The sequence below is a fragment of the Acinetobacter dispersus genome (assembly GCF_009884975.1).
Lineage (GTDB): Bacteria > Pseudomonadota > Gammaproteobacteria > Pseudomonadales > Moraxellaceae > Acinetobacter > Acinetobacter dispersus.
Genome location: NZ_CP041970.1, coordinates 3398609 through 3420654, shown reverse-complemented (window position 1 = coordinate 3420654; position 22046 = coordinate 3398609). Strand labels below are relative to the sequence as shown.

The following is a 22046-nucleotide window of genomic DNA, read 5'->3' as shown; positions in this document are numbered from 1 at the left end:
TACGCTGGGAAAATGACAAGGACAGGGCAAAAAAGCTTATAAAATTTGCCAAAACTACCAATATGACAATTGGTCAACTCACTAAGATGGTGAATTTCCAAGCGCTACAGGCTTAATCTTTCTCAAGCTCCATATGGCTGCAAGAAAGAGTCCACCCATCATTGCCACCACAATATGGAATGCCAAAAGCTGTGCTTGAGCCATCGAATAATCCAAACTACTCACAGCCCACCTGACCACAAATGCAGTCAGTGTACCCAATACTGCAATACCAAAGGTCAATCCAAGCTGTCTGAGCATATTTAAAATCGCCGCAGCTGAACTGGCATCTTGCTGAGAGACGGAATGAATGGTTAGAGTACTGGAACTTGGTACAATCAATCCAATACCTGCTCCCATCATGGCACTTAAACCAATAAACAATGGATATGCAGAATGTGCTTGGAAGCTGATCATCGCAATCAATGCTGTTCCTGAGATGAGCAAACCTATCCTGAGTAATAATAATGAACCATAGCGTTGTTGCAACTTTCCGAACAAGATTGACACCAAGGCTTGCATTAAAAATTGAGGTGTAATCAACCAACCTGCTTTCGCTGCACTTAAATGTACTTGCTCCTGATAAAACAACGCAAAAACAAATAAGGAACTATATCCCGCAAATCCCAATAGAAATGAGATTAGATTAAAACGCAAAAAGATGTGATTCTGAAATAAATGCCGAGGAATTAAAGGATGTAATGTTTTATTTTGATGTCGAAAAAATAGAAGGCTAAATGCAATCGAGAGGAGAAAACTAAAACTAATCAAATAGCCTATATGGGCTTGCTGTACCATGATAATACTATAGGTCAACGTGGCAATTGCAATCACACTATACATCAGACCGAGGTAATCAAAACTCACTGCCTCTTGGTTTGAATCAGGCTCAATCCCTTTCCAGCCCAAAAACAATGCCAATAATCCAACGGGTAGATTTAACCAAAAAATACTCTGCCAGCCTAGATAATGCACCATGAGACCACCCATTAATGGCCCAATAATTAAGGCAAAAGCACTGAATGAGCTCCAGTTGCCAATTTCCCGTGCTTTCCGATCCAGCTGCGTAAAATGATGTACGATTATTGCTAAGGTCAAAGGTATCAGCATCGCTCCCGCAACGCCCTGAATCACTCGCCCAACAATCAATAAGCTAAAATCTGGAGCAGCAGCACAGATTACAGAGCCAAAAATAAATATTGCAACACCCATCAACCATAGGCATTTACGTCCTAACCTCTGACTTAAAGCACCCACTGCTAACATTAAACTCGACATACTCAGTGCATAGCTATCAATCACCCACTGTAAATCAGAGAGATGGCTATTGAACTGAGTTTGAATTGCGGTTAAAGCCAAATTCACACTGCTCAGATCGACCAAACAGAGAAAAGTACTGGTATAAAGTGCCGCAATTAATAATCTGTCGTTGAGTTTTGATGTCATAAGTTTCTCTAATTATTTTTAACAACTGATAATCATTATCAATAATAGAATAGCAATTTATTGACCATTTGTTAAAGTTTTTCAGTCATCCACGGCATAAAGTGAATGCTGAACATCAATAAAGCTGATGCAAGCGATTTAATTTTATAAAAAAATGCCCAAGCACTTGGCTTGGGCATTTAAAACTTAAATACTGAAAGAGAGCTTACACGCCAAGGTAGTCCAAAATGCCTTCAGCTGCTTGGCGACCTTCCCAGATTGCCGTCACAACCAAGTCAGAACCACGTACCATATCACCACCCGCAAAGATTTTTGGATTCGAGGTCTGGAACTTGAACTCTTGTTGTTCAGCCGCGACCACACGACCTGAACCATCCAAACCTACATTTGCAGTGCTAAACCAATCTGCTGGACTTGGACGGAAACCGAATGCAAGTAATACTGCATCTGCTGGCAACACTTCCTCAGAACCTGGAATTGGTTCAGGGCTACGACGACCACGACTGTCAGGTGCACCCATTTGTGTGGTTACAACCTTAACGCCAGTCACTTTGCCATTTTCACCAACGATTTCAATTGGCTGACGGTTGAACAGGAATTTTACACCCTCTTCATAAGCATTCTTCACTTCACGTGCAGAACCTGGCATGTTGCTTTCATCACGACGGTAAGCACACGTCACATCATGCGCACCTTGACGTAATGAGGTACGGTTACAGTCCATTGCGGTATCACCACCACCAAGCACGATCACCTTCTTACCATCGACACTAATGTATTCGCTTGGATCTTTTTCCCAGCCTTGGCAACGATTCACATTGGCAATCAGGAAATCCAGAGCATCATAAACACCGTTCAGATCTTCACCTGGGAAACCACCTTTCATATAGGTATAAGTTCCCATACCCATAAACACGGCATCGTATTCTGCAAGCAATTGCTCGATAGTCACATCCACGCCGATTTCAGTATTTAAACGGAATTCAATACCCATTCCTGTGAAGATTTCGCGACGACGTTTCATCACATCTTTTTCCATTTTAAATTCTGGAATACCAAATGTGAGAAGGCCACCGATTTCAGGACGTTTATCAAATACCACTGGTTTTACGCCACCACGCGCAAGAATATCTGCACAGCCTAAGCCTGCTGGACCTGCACCAATGATCGCAACTTTTTTATCAGTCCATTTTACGCCAGACATATCTGGACGCCAGCCTAATGCAAAAGCAGTATCGTTAATATATTTTTCAGCATTACCAATGGTCACTGCACCAAAACCATCGTTTAAGGTACAAGCACCTTCACACAAACGGTCTTGTGGACAAACACGACCACATACTTCTGGCAAGGTGTTGGTTTGGTGGCAAAGTTCAGCTGCTTGGAAAATTTGACCTTCTGCAATCAGCTTTAACCAGTTTGGAATGTAGTTATGTACAGGACATTTCCATTCACAATATGGGTTACCACACCCTAAACAGCGGTGGGTCTGATTCGCAGCCACTTCCGCAGTAAAAGGTTTATAAATTTCCACAAACTCTGCCTTGCGGACAGTAATATCTTTTTTCTCTGGATCTTGGCGTGCTACATCCAGAAATTGAAAGTCATTATTCAGGCGCTCTGCCATGTCTCTCTCCGTGGGTAGGCGCAGCGATGTCCTTCATCTCTGCACCTGCCTATATCTATGCAGTCGTGGAATTATTGTGGATCAGCTTGGGTTGTTTTCAAAAGCGTTTGCAAATTAGCAGCTTTTGGTTTTACCAGCCAGAACTTACGACTATAGAAGTCGAACTCATTACGGATCTTATAGGCCCAAGCACTACCCGTCTCTTGAATATGTTCATCAAGAATTCGCAGTAAGTTTTCTTTGTGGTCTTCCATCGCTTCTGTAGAGATACGATTGAGATCAATAAGTTCATGGTTATAGTAGTCAACAAAGTCATTATCAAGGTCAAGTACATAAGCAAAACCACCGGTCATGCCTGCACCGAAGTTATGACCGACTTTACCAAGTACTGTCACCACACCACCGGTCATATATTCACAACAGTGGTCGCCCGCACCTTCAATCACAGCAAATGCACCAGAGTTACGAACCGCAAAACGCTCGCCCGCAGTTCCCGCCGCAAAGACTTTACCGCCCGTCGCACCATATAAACAGGTGTTACCAATAATCGCGGTATTTTGCGTTTGGAATGGTGAACCTTTTGGTGGGAAGATCGATACTCGACCACCCGCCATACCTTTACCGACATAGTCGTTGGCATCACCTTCCAGTTTGATATGCAAACCACCTGCATTCCAAACACCAAGCGACTGACCTGCTGTACCAACAAGGTTCATTACCACTGGGCTATTTTCCATACCCAAGTTGCCATAACGACGTGCAATTTCACCTGAGATACGTGCACCAATCGAACGGTCACAGTTACCTACTGTGAAGTTGAATGAGCCGCCAGCGCCTGCTTCAATTGCTGGTAACATCTCTGCCACCATTTTCTCCGCCAACACACCTTTATCGAATGGTGCATTGCCTTGAACTTGGCAATATTGTGCCTTGCCTTCAGCAGCAGGATGCGAAGTTAATAACGCACTGAGGTCAAGATGCGCGTGCTTGTCTGTTTCACCTGGTAAAACCTCAAGTAAATCGACACGACCAATCAAATCTTTCAATGATGCAACACCAAGTGCAGCTAACCATTCACGTGTCTCTTCAGCAATAAACTTGAAGAAGTTAATCAGCATTTCTGGCTCGCCAATATAATGCTCTTGACGTAGATGATCTTGTTGCGTTGCAACACCGGTCGCACAGTTATTCAAATGGCAAATACGTAGGTATTTACAGCCTAATGCAATCATCGGTGTCGAACCAAAACCAAAGCTTTCAGCACCTAAAATTGCCGCTTTCACCACGTCTAAACCTGTTTTCAAACCGCCATCGGTTTGAACACGGACTTTACCACGTAAATCGTTCACACGAAGCGCCTGATGTGCTTCACTTAAACCGAGTTCCCAAGGTGAACCCGCATGGTGAATCGATGAAAGTGGAGATGCTGCTGTACCACCGTCATAACCAGAAATGGTAATGAAGTCTGCATACGCTTTTGCAACACCTGCTGCGATCGTTCCAACACCAGGCTCAGAGACCAATTTCACCGATACCATCGCCTGAGGGTTGACTTGTTTCAAGTCAAAGATCAATTGCGATAAATCTTCGATCGAATAAATATCGTGGTGTGGCGGTGGCGAAATTAGTGTTACACCCGGCACTGAGTAACGTAAACGCGCAATTAAGCCATTCACTTTACCACCTGGTAACTGACCACCTTCACCTGGTTTTGCACCCTGTGCAACTTTAATCTGCAATACTTCTGCAGAGGTTAAGTACGCAGGAGTTACACCAAAACGACCTGATGCAATCTGTTTGATTTTCGAGTTACGAATCGTGCCATAACGTGCAGGATCTTCACCACCCTCACCCGAGTTTGAACGACCGCCAATGGTATTCATGGCAATCGCAATTGCTTCATGCGCCTCTGGTGATAATGCACCTAAAGACATACCCGCAGAGTCAAAGCGTGGAAGAATATCTTCAATCGTTTCAACTTGATCCAATGCAATCGAATTTGTGGTTTTTAACTTAAATAAGTCACGAATCGTCGCAACAGGACGGTTGTTGACCAGTTCTGCATATTCTTTAAAGTCAACGTATTGACCAGAACGCACCGCTTTGTGCAAAGAGTTGATCACGTCAGGGTTGAACGCGTGGTACTCTTTACCAAATACGAATTTAAGTAAACCACCTTGATCAATCGGTTTACGATGCTGCCAAGCTGTGGTTGCCAGTTTTTTCTGATCTTTCTCTAAGTCTGCAAATGTTGCACCTTGAATACGGCTCGGTACACCAAGGAAACATTTATCCACCACTTCAGATGATAGACCCACCGCTTCGAATAACTGACCACCGCGATAAGAAGCAACCGTAGAGATACCCATTTTAGAAAGGACTTTGAGTAAGCCTTTTTCCATCCCTTTACGGAAGTTTGCTTGCGCCTGAATTGGATCACCCAATAGCTCGCCCTTTGCAACCAAATCATTGATCACATCATAAGCCAGATATGGATAAACTGCTGTCGCACCAAAGCCAAGCAATACTGCAAATTGATGTGGGTCACGTGCAAAACCAGTTTCAACTAAAATGTTCGCATCAGTACGCAAACCTGTTTTAATCAAATGATGGTGCACCGCACCTGTTGCCAATGCTGCATTTGCAGGCAAGAAACCTTCACGGAAGTTTTTATCCGTTAATACGATTAAGGTTTTACCATCACGTACAGCCTGTGCTGATTCTTCACAGATACGTGCGATCGCGGCTTGCAGCCCTTCAGCTTCGACATAGTTCAAATCAATATCTATAACGCCATAACCTTCACGCTCTTTTTCAACATCGCGAAGCTGCTGCATTTTTGAATTAGACAATACAGGGCTTGAAATGATGATACGGTCTGCATGCTCTGGACCTTGCTCGAACACATTCTGTTCGCGGCCCAAACATGTTTCCAATGACATCACGATCGATTCACGTAATGGATCGATTGGTGGGTTGGTCACTTGTGCAAACTGCTGACGGAAGTAGTCAGAAACATGGCGTACTTGACGAGACAATACTGCCATTGGCGTATCATCACCCATTGAACCCACTGCTTCTTGGCCACTTTCTGCGATTGGACGTAACAGTTGATCGCGCTCTTCAAATGTCACCATAAACATTTTCTGAGCTGCTTTTAATGCATCGCCAGTTAAGCCTTGATCAACCAATTGCTCTTCAAGCTGTGGATTAGCTTGTAAACGAATCGCATGATCACGTAACCATTCACGATATGGACGCATATTTTTTAAGTGATTGCTGACATCTTTAGTCTCAAGCACTTTGCCTGTTAAAGTATCAATCACTAAAATTTGACCTGGACCCACACGACCTTTAGACACTACATCTTCAGGTTCATAGCCCCATACACCAATCTCAGATGCAAGCGTGATGTAATCATTCTTGGTGATCACCCAACGTGCTGGACGTAAACCATTACGGTCAAGCATACAGATCGCATGACGACCATCTTGAATCACGAGTCCTGCTGGACCATCCCACGCTTCCATATGCTTAGAGTTAAACTCATAGAAAGCACGTAAGTCAGCATCTAAAGTCTCAACGTTTTGCCATGCTGGTGGAACCAACATACGTAGTGCACGGAACAGGTCCATACCACCACCAACCAAGATCTCAAGCATGTTATCCAAGCTTGATGAATCCGAACCAGTACGGTTCACAATTGGATTTAACTCCGTTAAACCTGGTAATAATGGGTTTTCAAATTTTGGTGTACGTGCCAAAGCCCAGTTACGGTTTGCAGTGATGGTGTTGATTTCACCATTGTGTGCAAGATAACGGAATGGCTGTGCCAATGGCCAACGTGGCAAGGTATTGGTTGAGAAGCGTTGATGGAAGACCACGATATGTGATTTTAAACGCTCATCCGCCAAGTCAGTATAGAAGTCAGCAATGGCCGCTGGCATCATCAAACCTTTATAAGTGATAACAGTCGTTGCTAAAGTCGTCACATAAAAAAGTGGATCATTTTGTAATAATTGTTCCGCACGACGGCGTGCCAAGAAGAGTTTACGGTTAAACTCAACCTCAGTTAGGCCCATTGGACAATTAACAAGAATTTGTTCAAATGCCGGCAATGATTGCAGCGCAATTTCACCTAAAGCATCATTATTGGTTGGAACAACACGCCATGCTGCAACCGTCAAACCTGCAGCTTCAATTTCTTTATTTAGAATGTTTTTTGCATTTTGAGCTAAAGCAGGATCAATATTTAGAAATACCGTACCAGCAGCAAAAATCTCAGTCAGATTCGTACCTAACTTTTGAGCTTCATCACGGAAAAATTGTTTTGGCATCGCCAATAACAATCCGCACCCATCTCCCGTTTTACCATCCGCGGCAATACCACCACGGTGCGTCATGCAACTTAAACTGTGAATCGCAGTTTCGACCAGATGATGGCTTGATTCACCCTTCATATGGGCAATCAGACCAAAACCACAGTTATCCTTAAACTCATCAGGCTGATATAGACCTTGAGCGGGAGCTACAGTATTAGGCGATGGCATGTGCATAGCGTACCCTTCTTTCAACATGGCTCTTTCGAGCAACAAACAATCAATTCACTTTCTGCGATATTGCCGATCAACTCATATAAAGTTCAATGCTTCGCAAAAACATTTTTCATGGCGAATTTGCAATATACGTCTTTCCTTAACAAGAATCAGCGCATTTCACCATATAAAGTGTTTTCAGTTATTACACCTTCACCAATGTTTGTAAAGCACGAAAACTTTCCATTTCACCCAATTAATGAATCATTTAGTACAAAAAAGGGCAATGAGCAGATAAATTAGCACCACAAAAAAGCAAAAAACATGCCATAAAGATAAAAATTTACTAAATCATTAAAAAAGTTAAAATAACGTGGAATTACAGGGAGAGGAGAGCACATTTTTGCGCATAAAAATGCACCAAAAAACATCATGGTGCTATAAAAAGAATCAAGCATGCACAACAATAGTGCATTATTAGTTGAATGGGTCGCTCACTTCTCGTTTCGAAGCATCTGAATTTTCTTTTATTTTTTCAACATTTGTAGGTGGTTTTGGTGCAGATTGGCTTTGTTTTACATTCACCACATTACCTTGCGCATCACGCTGTGTGACCGTGGTCTTCACCGTTGATGGTTCCGCAGCACGTACAGCAGTACTTTGAGATGCGCTGCTTCCTATAAGCAAGCTCTCATCTACCCTCGGCAATGCTGCTGGTCTTAACTGTACTGCATAAAGCTGATTGGTTGCCGACTTCATTTCATCAGAACCCAAATCATTGACCAATGCAGCATAGCTCGATAATTGAGTTGCCTTTGGCTGAACAGATTCTGGCAGGGCTAAATTTAATTGTGCAAATTGACGCGTCGCATCTTCTGCACTCGAAAACACACCATAAGCCAGAACATATTGCTCAACTTGGTCTTCGCCACTCAAGCGAAAATAAACAAACTTTTTACGATCTGCACGATTCAGCAGAAAGTTTTTTACAATCGCTTCATCTGAACTACGGAAAATTTCCACAGTCCACTGGCGTTGATTTTCATTAATAAACTTAGTGCCACGAAATTCAGGTGCGTGCTCATTAGAAACCACCACACGCGTAGTTAAATCCAATGGTTTCACTTCATCCGAAAGTGCCCCAAGATGAGCAGTAGCGGCAACCTTTTCTGGCTGAATTTGTACCTGAGTTTCGGTTTGCGATGGCTGTTGTTCTTCTACCAGTGCTTTACTATCGGTAACGCCCCAAAATATCAATGCAGCAATTAAACAAGCCACAGCAAAGACGAGCCAGCTATATTGTTGAATATGTTGCCAAATTGATCGTGATACAGCCATGCTTTTCCCAAATGATTAATTATGCAGATTGATTTGCAAGAATAGATTGTTTCATTAGCTCAACATCAAAATCTTTGGTAATCACTGCTTGTCCTAATTTTTTCAATAAAACCAAGCGCAATTGCCCATTTAAGACTTTTTTATCATGCGACATATAAGCCAAGAATTCATCTAATGGAATTTTGGGACATGATATCGGTAATTGAGCACGCTGAATGATATTTTTTGTACGTTGCAGGTCTTCAGCAGAGATCCAACCTAAACGATGCGACAAATCGGCAGCCATAACCATACCCGTAGCAACCGCTTCACCATGTAGCCATGTGCCATAGCCCAAATACGATTCAATCGCATGACCAAAAGTATGCCCAAGGTTGAGTAATGCACGTTCACCTTGTTCTTTCTCATCATTGGCGACAATTCGCGCTTTATGTGCGCATGAACGATAAACTGCCTCAGCCAACAAATTTGCATCACGTGCAACCAAAGCATCGATGTTGTGCTCTAACCAGATGAGGAAATCAACATCACCCAATAGGGCATATTTAATCACTTCCGATAAGCCTGCAGAAAGCTCACGGTCAGGTAATGTCTCAAGTTGTGCCATATCAGCAAGCACGACCTGTGGTTGTTGGAAAGCTCCCAACATATTCTTGCCTAAAGGATGATTAATCCCGGTCTTTCCACCAACGCTTGAATCTACTTGGGATAATAGCGTCGTAGGTACCTGTACAAAATAGACACCACGTTGGAAACAAGCAGATGCAAATCCAGCCATATCTCCAATCACGCCACCACCTAAAGCTAAAACCGTACAATCACGGTTAAAACCAGCTTCCAATAAAGCATCAAAAATTAAATTCAGATGCTGAATATCTTTATACTTTTCGCCATCTGGCAAAATGCATTGTGCAACTTGCTTATCCAACTGGGTTAACGCATTCACATAATGTTCGAGATACAAGGGTGCAACAGTGGTATTGGACACCAACATCACTTGTCGGCCATGTAAATACGGTCCGAGCAATGCTTTGGTATCTAAATGACTACCAATAAAGATTGGATAACGACGATCACCTAACTCAACATGTAACGTTTGCATAAACTTAAACCAACCAGAAACTACTTAACTTGTTTAGATAAAATAACGTTCAAAATACGTTGTGCTAAATCCCGCGCTGCACCTTGATTTGTTTCAATTATATAGTGTGCAACCTCACGATATAAAGGATCTCGCATCGCCAATAAATCTCGTAATTTTTGTTCTGGATTTTCGACTTGTAATAATGGGCGATTTTTATCGCGATAAGTTCGCTGTAATTGTAGCTCTACAGGCGTATAAAGATAGATCACAATACCACGTTGTTTTAAGAATTCACGATTTTGCGGTTGCGTCACCACACCTCCACCCGTCGCCAATACCAAGAGTGAGCGAGAGGTTAAGTCGTTCAATACATTGGTTTCACGCAATCGAAATCCGACTTCCCCTTCTTTTTCAAAAATCCATGGAATTGTCGCACCTGTTTTACGCTCGATTTCATGATCACTATCAATAAAATCTCGACCTAGCAATTCTGCTAAATGCCGACCAACTGTTGTTTTCCCTGCCCCCATTGGCCCTACCAAATAGATATTTGGTAGGGTTTCAAACGCTTTGCTTGGCAACGCGCCACCTATATTCATTGCAATTATTGAAAATATATTAATGATTTCTCGTCAAAGTGTCATTAACAATTCTCGGCGTAATAAAAATAAGCAGTTCACGTTTATTATCTGTTTTCAGATCTCGACGGAATAAGCGACCAACATAAGGCAGATCACCCAAGAACGGCACTTTTACTTGAGAACTAATATTTTCTTGTTCAAAAATTCCACCAAGAACCACGGTTTCACCATTGTCCACCAAGACATTGGTGTCGATTTGGTTTTTATTGATCGTCAACTGACCTGTAGGTGTTGGTGTACTCTGTGAGTCTTTGGTAATGTTCAACTTCATCATCACCTTACCATCAGGCGTAATACTTGGTGTAACATCCAGACTTAAAGTTGCATCAATAAATTCCGTTTTAGGTACAGCATTTGCGCCGCCACCCGAAGATGATGTATACGGAATTTTCTTACCTGATTCAATTTTTGCTGGTTGCTTATCTGCGGTCATGACTTTTGGTGTAGAAATCACTTCGCCATAACCATCTGCTTGTACCGCAGACAACTCTAAGTCCAACATAAAATCAGACAGGCTAATCAAACCAAAAGCAATACGACTTGCGCCAGGCGTCACTGCGCCTAAATCTACATTCAAATTATCAGGGCGCTCAATCTCGTATTTCCAGCCACCCGTATCACCATCCTTAGTCGGTTTTCTCAAATCCCATAATGTCTGATCACTCCCTCCAACTAGAAGATCATTATTATTGGTAATTCCTTGCGATAAAATGCCCCATTTCACCCCCATCTCTCGGGTAAAATCGGTACTGGCACTGACAATACGTGCTTCAATCATGACTTGCTTAACAGAAACATCAAGTAGATCGACCATCTTACGAATCTGATCAATTTTTTGTGAGGTATCATTTACAATTAAAGTATTGGTTCGAGGATCAAGAGAAACTGTTCCTCTTGGGCTAAGCAAACCTCCAGTCAATGTATCATTACTACTTGAGCCCGATGAGTTATTGCTATTATTACCGCTTTTCCCTTGCGTAATTAACTTTTCAATATCAGCAGCTTTTGCATAGCTTAATTGGATATATTCCGTTTGAAGTGGTGCTAACTTCACACTCTGTGCAATTGCTTTGGCTTCTTCTTCTTCCGCCTTAATCAACTCAGAAACAGGGGCAATCCAAATCACACTGCCATTACGGCGTTTATCAAGATTTTTGGTTTTTAATACAATATCTAAAGCCTGATCCCATGGCACATCTTTTAAACGCAAAGTAATATTACCTTGCACCGTATCTGCCGCTACCATATTGATCCCAGTAAAGTCGGCAAGCAACTGTAATACGCGACGAACTTCAATATCTTGGAAATCTAAAGAGATTTTGTTACCCGTATAGGTTTGTGCCTTGGCTTTGACTGGAGAATTATCCACAGGACGCTTCAAACTAATGGTCAGCTTATTTTCGGCCTGATAAGCCATATACTCATAGCTACCCGCAGATTGAATGGTAATCACGCCATTGCCTTTATCATTATAGGCATCGACGCTTGCAACAGGTGTTGCAAAATCATTGGTATTTAAGCGACGTGCTAAATGCATAGGAATTTTATTTCCCGCAGTACGCACCACGATTTTACTGCCTTGTTGTTGCACATCGACTGGTGTGTTATTGCCCAACAAATCGATCACAACCAATCCTTCACCCTGATTTCCTCTTTGGAAACCAATATTGGAAACGCCTTGTTGTACCTGACGTGTTGCCACAGATGGACTGTTAATCGCCGTTGGTTTTGCTGAATTAATTTTCAGTACAAAAATATTACCTTCAACACGCGTAGTAAATGCACCCGCATCTTTTAAATTTACGATGACTCGAGAGCGCTGATCATCTGATGCAACCTCGACGGAACTGGCTTCAGCAGTCGATACAGGAATCGAGTTTTTTGTTAAGGTCTGCTGCGCTTTGTCAAAGTCCAAAATCAAACGAGAAGGTTGTTCTAGCTGATAAGCCTGTGGTTGCGGTGGAAGACCGTTAAACATGACACGAATTTCCGTGCCCTGATCTGCCAAACTCATTGGTACAATATTGGTCATACTCACTTGTGCTGATGCAACTTGCATCACTGCAATAGCGATTGCACCCATAGAAAATTGACGGAATGCATGATTCATGGTCTTCGCTTCCCCAAATAAAGAATCTTTAAACTGTTTTTTCATTGTTATTCCCTTAATCTTACGGCGCTGGCCCAATTAAAACGAGTGTACGAGGTCTTTCGACATAGCCTTCACGACCATCAGGTACAATCTCCACCAAATCTATTTGGGTTGGACTAATTTTAATAATACGTCCTTGGTTCATCCCCAAATAACTACCGACTTGTACACGTTCAATTTGACCATCTGGTGTTTGAATGAGAGCAATCGTATTGCTGGTTTTACCCCGCATACTACCCTTCATATTCAACGATTCCAGCGCATAACTTTCTAAAGGCTGTGGCTGGCGGTTAAAATTCGGATAAACACGCTTACCCGCCATAATTTTTAACTCAGCCGCCAAAGAACTTGGCATAAACGGGCTTTTCAGCTGATGTGCTGCATAGTTAAACAATGGCACAGGGGTAAAGATCGGTGCTGGTTCGATCGGCAAAGGTGGTTGATTCCGAATCTCTGCCATTTTTTGATTCACGGCGTCAATCCTTGAATCACACCCCACTAAACTTAACCCAACCAATAAACCAAGTAATAATTTATAGTTATTCACTACTATTTTCCTCCTTGCGCAGGTGGAGTAGTCGCTGCTTGAGTTGTTGGTGCACCCGCAGCATTATTTGTTTGTTCATCCGCACCCACATAACGATATGTTTTTGCTTTGACGGTATAATTCACCACAGGGATATCCGATTTTTTCTGTGTATCTTCTTTTGCTTCAACCGTAAAATCATGCAAGGTCACAATACGAGGTAACGCTGCGATACCGGTAACAAAGGCACCAAAAGCATGATAATCACCAGTGGCATCAATACTGATCGGTTGCTCAATAAAGAACTCTTGCTTTACTTCATTTTCCAGACGGATATTCTTAAATTTCAGACCAGAATTGACACCCGTTAAGTTAATGTCCTCAACCAAGCTTGGAATTTCTGTTTCTTTAGGCAACTGCTCTAATTGTTGATTAAAGTTCGCTTCCATTTCTTGAAGTTGCGCTTGATATTGCTGCAAATTACGCAATTTTGAGTCTTTTTCCCGAAACTCATTCAGCAAGCTTTGCTCTTGTGCTTGTGCATTTGCAATCGATTCAAGTTGGGATTTAATCACCACAAAATAACCCAATGCAGCAACCGCCAAGAAGACGAAAATCCAGCAGGTAATTTTAACCGACAGCGGCCAACTACCGTAGTTATTCATATCCAAGGTATTAAATTGCTGGAAAAATTGCTCGACGGACATCTTCTTTTTCTTCGCAGCAACGGTGTCTTGATTCAATTCATCTTGGTTCATTTCGCCACTCCCGCTGCTACTGCTCCTGAAGCCACCTGTTCTGATGTCGGTGCAGCCTCAGCAGTTGTGCCAATCTCACCCAAATCGACAGTAACAACAAAACTTCCATAATTTTCCTCAACCCGAGGAACCAAAGAGCTTGCTGTTTTATCTTTATTTTTGTTTTCATCCACTGCCAAGAAAGAGTTCATAAAAGCGTTACGATACCAAGGCGATGCCTCTAAGTTACGTAATAGTTCAGCCACAGTGTTCGGGCTTTCAGCCTTCCCTTCAATCGTGAACTTATCGCCTGTCCGGCTAAACTTGGTTAAATACATGGTGGGTGGAGTCACTCGTACCAGTTCATCCACCAAACGTACCGTAACTGGGCGTTGCCCTTGCAAGCCTTGAATCAGCTTCATCCGTTCAATGATGGCATTGCGACGTTCTTGCAGACCATCTAATGCTTTTAGTTGCGTATCTAAATTTTGGTTGGTACTGACGATCAGTTGATTGGCTTGTTCTTGATCATTCAATTTATGATCAAAATACATCCATCCAGAAAAAACCGATGCAACCCCTAATGCAGCAACCCCAACACAAAATGCGACAAACTGTTTCTTTCTTTGTTCTCTTAGCTCATCACGCCAAGGGAGTAAGTTAATCTTTGCCATTAATCAAAACTCCTCAATGCCAAACCACATGCAACCATTAAAGAGGAAGCATCATTTTCAATTTTTTTAATATCAATTTGCGGAGAAAAACCCATTTGTAGAAATGGATTGGCAATGGTGACGCGATAACCTAGTTTTTGTTGTAATAACTTGGCAAGGCCTGGAATATTGGCATTCCCGCCCGCCAACAGAATATGGTCAATTTCGTTAAACTGAGAAGATGAAAAGAAGAACTGAAGTGAACGTGCAGCTTGTTGTACTACTGCATCTAAGAAGGGTTCAAGGACTTCGGTATCGTAATCATCAGGCAAGCTTCTTTCTTTTTTAGCACGCCCAGCTTCCTCAAAAGACAAGCCATAACGACTTTGTACATCTTGGGTCAATTGGCGTCCACCAAACACTTGCTCACGGGTATAGATAATCTTGCCTTTTTGCATCACAGATAAGGTGGTCATGGTATGACCTATATCCAAAATGCCAACGGTATTTGCCCCCATTGGCAGGGTATCGGCAAATACTTGGAATGCGCGTTCCATTGCATAGCTTTCAACTTCTGCAATTTTTGCGGTCAAGCCAGCAAGTTCCAGTACTTCTACACGTGTATCGACATTCTCAGTACGCGTAGCGACCAAGAGTACATTCACCCGATTGGCATTAGCCAAACGATCAGGCAAAACCTCAAAATCAAGACTTACTTCATCTAATGGGAACGGAATGTATTGCTCAGCGTCCATACGAATTTGAACTTCTCGTTCTTCATCCGTCATGTCGGCATCCATTTCTATGATCTTGTTAATGACCATAGACGTCGGCACCGCAATAGCAACATTGGTGGTGTGAGGATTTGCAAGGTTAATGACTCTCTCAAGTGCATCACCCACCGCCTCTGGATTCAGTATGCTTTTTTCAACCACACTGCTTTCAGGCAATGGCATCACTGCATAGCTTTCAACCCAATATCTACCGTTCTTTACAGAGAGCTCCAATAATTTAACAGTTGTCGAACTAATATCGACACCCACTAACCCCTTATTTGGTTTACGATATAACCTGAGCACAGTACTTTCCTATTTATTTTTTTATCCCCAAAAATACAACACACTAATTTGTTTTGGTCTTTAATTGCTACGGATACAATAACTCATCTAACAATCCGCATTTCTAAAGGATATACTGACCACAATTAGTTTGCCATTCGCTCTTATTAAAACTTACTTATTATGAAAAAGCTATCCAGTTCTGGTATTGTTCGGCCATTTTTTTTGATCGTTATTATTATCTTAGTCTCACTTCCAATGGGATTTTATGGCATGTATCTCTATCTCGCACCTTCGCTGCCAGATATGAGTTCACTCAAAAAAGCGCCTTTGCAAAAACCATTGCAAGTCTATACGACAGATAATCAGCTGATTGCGGAATATGGCGGAAAATTATCGATTCCTGTTAAGTATGAACAGATCCCCCCGACTTTCATTCATGGCTTCTTAGCAGCCGAAGATTCGTCCTTTTTTGAGCATAATGGCATTAGCTTCAAAGGACTCGGACGAGCGCTAACCGAATCTGTGACTGGTTCTGATGTCCAAACTGGGGGCTCAACCATTACTATGCAGGTAGCAAAGAACTATTATTTAAGTCCAGACCGAACACTTAGACGCAAACTAACTGAAGTTTTTCTGGCACGTAAAATCGAGCAGAACCTAACAAAACAAGAAATTCTGACAGCTTATGTCAATAAGATTTTCTTAGGTAAGAACGCCTATGGTATTGCAGCTGCTGCACGTGTCTATTACAACAAAAACCTGAATGAACTGACCACTGCGCAAATGGCAATGATTGCAGGTCTACCCAAAGCACCGTCCAAATACAATCCTGTTGTCAATCCAGAGCGTGCTCTTGAACGTCGTAACTGGATTTTAGGACGCATGTTACAACTGGGTTATCTCAACCAAAACCAATATCAACAAGCCGTCGCAGAACCGATCAATCTAAATATGATGGATCGATCAGTGAGCAATGTATTTCCCTATGTAGGGGAAATGGTTCGCTCAGAACTGGTTGAACACTTTGGCGAGCAAGCTGTTGACTCTGGCTATAAGGTATACACCACCATTGATAGCAACCGTCAACGTTATGCAGAGCAAGCAATTCAAGATGGTTTGGAAGCTTATGACCGTCGTCATGGCTGGCGTGGTCCTGAGGCACATGACAAACCTCTTAAGCAGTTCATCGCTTATGCCAATACTTATCCAGCACAAGTCATCAAGGTCAACAACAATTCTTTTGATGCTTTAATGCAAGATGGTTCAACAGTCACTGTTAATTGGTCTGGCATGTCATGGGTTCGCCCTTATCGCAATGCCAATAGTGTTGGCGGTGCACCATCCAATGCTTCACAAATTGTCAAAGTCAAAGATATTATCCGCCTACGTCCGAATGAAGGTAAAACGGTTTGGTCTTTGGTGCAAGTACCTAAAGTCCAAGGGCAACTGATTGCGATCAACCCAAATGATGGTGCGATCGAAGCAGTTGTAGGTGGATATAACTTCTACCAATCTAAATTCAACCGCGCAATACAAGGTTGGAGACAACCGGGTTCAACCATTAAACCCTTTGTTTATGCATTGGCGCTAGAACGTGGCATGACTCCGTATAGTATGGTCAATGATAGTCCAATCACTATTGGTAAATGGTCTCCAAGAAACTCGGATGGCCGCTACCTTGGCATGATTCCTCTACGCCGTGCGCTTTATTTATCTCGAAATACGGTGTCTGTACGTTTATTACAGAACGTTGGGATTGAACGTACTCGTCAATTGTTTATGGATTTTGGTTTACAAGAAGACCAAATCCCGCGTAACTATACCATTGCCTTAGGTACACCACAGGTACTGCCTGTACAAATGGCAACAGGTTATGCCACTTTTGCCAATGGCGGATATCGCGTGCAACCACACTTCATTAAACGAATCGAAGATGCTTCTGGCAAAGTGATTTATGAAGCAAAACCTGACTATGCATGTATCCCATGTATTAGTAATCCAAATGCAAGCACAAAACAACAAACTGCTGAAGTAGAAAAAGATAAATCTAAAGAGCAAGTAACCGAAGTTACCAATCAGACTTTAGATGACGCGACAGCTGCTTCTGAAACGCCAATCTTGACTGCTGATGCAACACAGACAGCAAAAACAAACAGTGACTATCGCCAAGCGCAACGTATTCTAAAATCAAGTTCTGCTTACGATATGGCGAATATCCTCCGTGATGTAATTCAACATGGTACCGGTCGAGCTGCACTTAAAATTGGTCGTGATGATTTAGGCGGTAAAACAGGAACTACCAATGATGCCAAAGATGCTTGGTTCGCAGGTTTCAATGGTAACTTGGTTGCGATTGCATGGGTTGGTTTTGACCAACCGCGTACACTAGGTCGTCGTGAATATGGTGGCGTTGCCGCACTTCCGATCTGGACCAACTTTATGGGCAAATCTTTAAAAGATACGCCATCTGCTTGGGTGCGTCTGGATAAAGATGCGAAAGATCCAATCTCTCGTGACAAATTACAAATCCAGCAAAGCGAAGATAAAAAAGAATATCGTGCTTCTCCACCACTGGCACGCCCACTTTATCGCCCTGCACCGCCTGCACCTGTTCGCTCAACACAAAATGATTTTTCAGATTTACCTGGAACCACGCCAGTAGCTGATGAACAACCAATTGTTCCAGCGAAAAAGCAACCACCTGCAATGGGTTCAAACTCACAGAACCCACCACCAAAAGAAAAGGATGGGATTGAACATCTGATCAATCAAATTCAGTAAATAAAAAAGAAGCCATCACTTTGATGGCTTCTTTCTTTTTTGGAACAGATAAATTTGAAAAGCGGCAGTCACTGCAAATTGCTGCGTTTGCTCAAGTACCTTACGTCGTTCAGGATTCGCTTTATACGCATAAGGCGTCATTGCAATTAAATTCCTCAAGGCAGCTTGATCCAATTGCAGTGGCGCTTCAACAATATGCGCTTGCTTTAACTCAAACTGGGCATCTAGCTGTTCTACAAATTTTTGAGGTTCATGCAAATTTACTTGCTCAAATAATGCTTCACGTAAGTCATAAAGATGTTTAGGTGCAGGTGTTGCCACAATTAAATAACCTTCATCACGCAAGACTCTAACGATTTCATCTTGTGGAATTGGACTAAATAGACTGGTACAAGTGTCAATGGAATGATCTTGCACTGGTAAGGTTGCACCTGTTCCAACCACCCATACAACCTCTGCATTTAATTTTGCTGCACGCTGTACTGCTGTTTTGGCAATATCAACCCCAATACACTGCTGAGTATGAGCTTGCATGGCACTGGTGTAATAACCTTCACCACAACCAATATCTAAAATAGCTTGAGGTTTAAGTTGCTGTAGAATTTCAACCACAGCTTGCTGCAAGGGCTGATAGAAACCTGCTTGCAAAAATTCACGACGCGCCAGCACCGACTCAGGGGTATCCCCTGGACTTTTACTGTGCTTATGCTGCACCACGTGTAAATTGACATAGCCTTGTTTTGCTACATCATAGTGATGTCCCTTTTCGCAACGCCAAGAATTCTCAACCAAATTCAAGGATTGGCGACAAACAGGACACATCAACAAACTCATCTATTTTCTCCAAACATAAAAAAAGCTGGTCAATACCAGCTTCTTTCTTGAATCTTGGTTTAACGTAATTTTAAGGTCATTAAGCCTAACACGACGAGGAAAATCGTGATAATCCAGAAACGAATCACAACCTGAGTTTCTTTCCAGCCTTGTTTTTCATAATGATGATGCAAAGGCGCCATCAAGAAAACACGCTTATTACGCATGCGCAATGAACCGATTTGCAGGAATACAGAAATCGCTTCCATCACAAATACACCGCCCATAATGGCAAATACGATTTCTTGACGAACCATGACCGCAATAGTACCGAGCATCGCGCCAAGTGCCAACGCACCGACATCACCCATAAAGACTTGGGCTGGATGAGCATTGTACCAAAGGAAGGCCAAACCAGCACCAACCATGGCAGAACAGATCACCACTAGTTCAGAGGTATATTTTACATAAGGAATATGCAAATAATTGGCAAAACGAATATCACCAGACAAATAAGCGAACACACCTAGACCAGCCGCCACCATAACGATCGGCATAATAGCCAAACCGTCTAAGCCATCGGTAAGATTCACCGCATTCGATGCGCCATTGATCACCAGATAAGTAAACACAATAAATGCTAGACCCAATGGCACAGCAGATAGAGGAATAGAAAGATTCTTAAAGAATGGGATCAGCAAATCTAGCATATTCTCAGTATGCACGACGCTATCCTGTTGTTTTGCAATTACATATAAGGCAATACCTGCTCCTAACGACGCCACTGAAGTCCAGAAGAACTTCTTCCGTGCTGGCAAACCTGCATTGTCTTTGTAACGAACTTTAATCCAGTCATCCGCCCAACCAACAGCACCAAACACCACCATGACACCCAGTACAATCCAAACATATGGGTTAGATAAGTCAGCCCACAACAGGGTACTAATCCCAATAGAAAGCAAAATGAGAATCCCGCCCATGGTTGGCGTTCCCATTTTTTTGGCATGGTTTTCAGGTGCAAAAGAGCTCACTGCCTGACCATATTTTAATGCCTGTAATTTACGAATCATCACTGGTCCTAAAACCAATCCGATCGTCAAGGCCGTCAGCAAGCTCAACAAAGAGCGCAATGTTAAATAACGAACAACCTGAAACGAACTGTTATAGTCCGCCAATTGCTCAAATAACCATAACAACATTTAAATTTTCTCCATCAAGTCAGCCATCAACGTTTCCATGTGGGTATAACGAGACCCTTTGAATAGGAAACTCATTGACTGGGGTTGATGTGTTTGGACTAAATTAATTAAAAACGGTAATGCTTCTGCCTGTGTTGCAAAGGCATGTAACTTTTCTGAATGAGATGAACCTTGTTGCGCTGCTTCAGCGAATTCACCGACAACAACCAGATGCTCTAATGGTAACGATGCCAAGTCTCGGCCGAGATCATGATGCTCTTGCCAGCTACTTTCACCCAGCTCACCAATATCTCCCATCACCATGACTTTTAAGCCCTGTTGCTGCAACAAGACCTCTGCCGCTGCACGCATCGAAGTCGGGTTGGCATTATAGGTATCATCAATAAACAAATGATGTTGGTGTTGAATAAAGTTCAGACGCCCTTTGGCACCTTGTGCTTGCTCTAAACCTTGCACAATATCATCCAATGCAATACCAATCGCTAACGCAAATGCGGTCGCTGCTGCGGCATTCTGTACATTGTGCGCACCTGCGAATGGTAGATTTACCGAACGATTGCCTTGTGGAGTATGCAAGTTAAATTGTGCTGATTGAGGATGAAGCTGAATATCTGTCGCAAAAATATCACCGCCTTCACCGAAACTGAGAATCGGATGTGCCTGTGCATTTTCACGAATCGTAGCTACAAAATCATCTTGTGCAGGCACGATCGCAGTGCCTTGTGGCAAAATATGCGCATAGATTTCTGATTTAGCGCGGCAAATACCTTCACGTCCACCAAACTCACCCAAGTGCGCTGTACCAATATTTAAAATCCCAGCCACATGCGGCTGAACCAGATTCGAAGTGTAATCAATTTCACCTTGATGGCTGGCACCCAGTTCCATTACGGCATACTGATGCTCAGGGCGCAGCTCAAGTAACATCATCGGAACACCGAGATCATTATTCAGGTTGCCACGGGTAATCAAGGTCGGCGCCAAGCGAGATAAAATACTGCCCAACATTTCTTTGGTGGTGGTTTTACCACTACTGCCTGTTAAAGCAATCACTTTCAATTGCGAGTTGTGTTGGCGACGATAAGCACCCAACTGCCCCAAAGCCAAACGCGTATCCTTGACAACCAACTGAGCAATATCAGCATCGACAGGATGATCAACAATCGCAATTTGACACCCTTGTGTGGCTACTTGTGCCACAAAATTATGTGCATCAAAACGTTCACCCTTTAATGCAAGGAAAGCATCACCTGCTTCTGCATGACGTGAATCCGTTAAAATACGTTTAATTTCACCTTGCGGAAGCTTCTGTTTATGCCACTGCCCTTGTGTGGCCTGTTGTAATTGTTCTGCGGTCCAAGGTTGTAATGGAACAGTACTGGTCGTTGAAGTGTGCATACGCTTTATTTACCTT

General features: G+C 42.7%; 15 protein-coding genes. 1 reads left to right on the top strand and 14 read right to left on the bottom strand.

Annotated elements, in window-relative coordinates:
* Positions 1-81: 81 nt before the first annotated feature.
* The 11 genes from FPL17_RS15725 to FPL17_RS15675 all read right to left on the bottom strand — a co-directional run bounded on the left by FPL17_RS15725 (position 82) and on the right by FPL17_RS15675 (position 15857).
* Positions 82-1485, bottom strand: coding sequence for an MFS transporter (locus tag FPL17_RS15725; protein ID WP_159886076.1), 1404 nt, complete (start codon positions 1483-1485; stop codon positions 82-84).
* 205 nt (positions 1486-1690) lie between these two features.
* On the bottom strand, positions 1691-3112 hold the full coding sequence (locus FPL17_RS15720; protein ID WP_159886074.1) for a glutamate synthase subunit beta: 1422 nt from the start codon (positions 3110-3112) through the stop codon (positions 1691-1693).
* 71 nt (positions 3113-3183) lie between these two features.
* The gene (gene gltB, locus FPL17_RS15715; RefSeq protein WP_171519524.1) at positions 3184-7662 is read right to left on the bottom strand and encodes a glutamate synthase large subunit; all 4479 of its coding nucleotides are present in this window, start codon (positions 7660-7662) and stop codon (positions 3184-3186) included.
* A 462-nt stretch (positions 7663-8124) separates the two neighbouring features.
* Entirely contained in the window at positions 8125-8985 is an 861-nt protein-coding gene (locus FPL17_RS15710; RefSeq protein ID WP_159886070.1) for a hypothetical protein, read from the bottom strand.
* Positions 8986-9004: 19 nt separating this feature from the next.
* Positions 9005-10087, bottom strand: a complete 1083-nt coding sequence (gene aroB / locus FPL17_RS15705; RefSeq protein ID WP_159886068.1) for a 3-dehydroquinate synthase — start codon at positions 10085-10087, stop codon at positions 9005-9007.
* A 20-nt stretch (positions 10088-10107) separates the two neighbouring features.
* Complete coding sequence (gene aroK / locus FPL17_RS15700) at positions 10108-10668, bottom strand: shikimate kinase AroK (RefSeq protein ID WP_005185528.1); 561 nt, start codon at positions 10666-10668, stop codon at positions 10108-10110.
* Between the two features lie 19 nt (positions 10669-10687).
* Positions 10688-12820, bottom strand: a complete 2133-nt coding sequence (locus FPL17_RS15695; RefSeq protein WP_167515420.1) for a type IV pilus secretin PilQ — start codon at positions 12818-12820, stop codon at positions 10688-10690.
* Between the two features lie 61 nt (positions 12821-12881).
* Positions 12882-13409: a pilus assembly protein PilP gene (locus FPL17_RS15690; protein WP_159886064.1), complete on the bottom strand. Its 528-nt coding sequence runs from the start codon at positions 13407-13409 to the stop codon at positions 12882-12884.
* Between the two features lie 2 nt (positions 13410-13411).
* Positions 13412-14146: a type IV pilus inner membrane component PilO gene (locus FPL17_RS15685; protein ID WP_005185536.1), complete on the bottom strand. Its 735-nt coding sequence runs from the start codon at positions 14144-14146 to the stop codon at positions 13412-13414.
* Complete coding sequence (locus FPL17_RS15680) at positions 14143-14799, bottom strand: PilN domain-containing protein (RefSeq protein ID WP_005185537.1); 657 nt, start codon at positions 14797-14799, stop codon at positions 14143-14145. Before FPL17_RS15680 ends, FPL17_RS15685 begins: the two co-directional genes overlap by 4 nt.
* Positions 14799-15857 (bottom strand): pilus assembly protein PilM, encoded by a 1059-nt coding sequence (locus tag FPL17_RS15675; protein ID WP_005185539.1) that lies wholly within the window; start codon positions 15855-15857, stop codon positions 14799-14801. Before FPL17_RS15675 ends, FPL17_RS15680 begins: the two co-directional genes overlap by 1 nt.
* 162 nt (positions 15858-16019) lie before the next feature.
* Here FPL17_RS15675 and ponA point away from each other — a divergent pair, with 162 nt between their 5' ends.
* Positions 16020-18620: a penicillin-binding protein PBP1a gene (ponA, locus tag FPL17_RS15670; protein ID WP_159886062.1), complete on the top strand. Its 2601-nt coding sequence runs from the start codon at positions 16020-16022 to the stop codon at positions 18618-18620.
* A gap of 15 nt (positions 18621-18635) precedes the next feature.
* On the opposite strand, the gene FPL17_RS15665 is transcribed toward ponA, so the two are convergent.
* From FPL17_RS15665 to FPL17_RS15655, 3 genes are read right to left on the bottom strand one after another with little or no spacing between them, the layout of a single operon-like run.
* Positions 18636-19454, bottom strand: a complete 819-nt coding sequence (locus FPL17_RS15665) for a putative RNA methyltransferase (RefSeq protein ID WP_159886060.1) — start codon at positions 19452-19454, stop codon at positions 18636-18638.
* Positions 19455-19513: 59 nt separating this feature from the next.
* Entirely contained in the window at positions 19514-20632 is a 1119-nt protein-coding gene (gene mraY, locus FPL17_RS15660; RefSeq protein ID WP_005185546.1) for a phospho-N-acetylmuramoyl-pentapeptide-transferase, read from the bottom strand.
* On the bottom strand, positions 20633-22030 hold the full coding sequence (locus tag FPL17_RS15655) for a UDP-N-acetylmuramoyl-tripeptide--D-alanyl-D-alanine ligase (protein ID WP_159886058.1): 1398 nt from the start codon (positions 22028-22030) through the stop codon (positions 20633-20635).
* Positions 22031-22046: the final 16 nt, after the last annotated feature.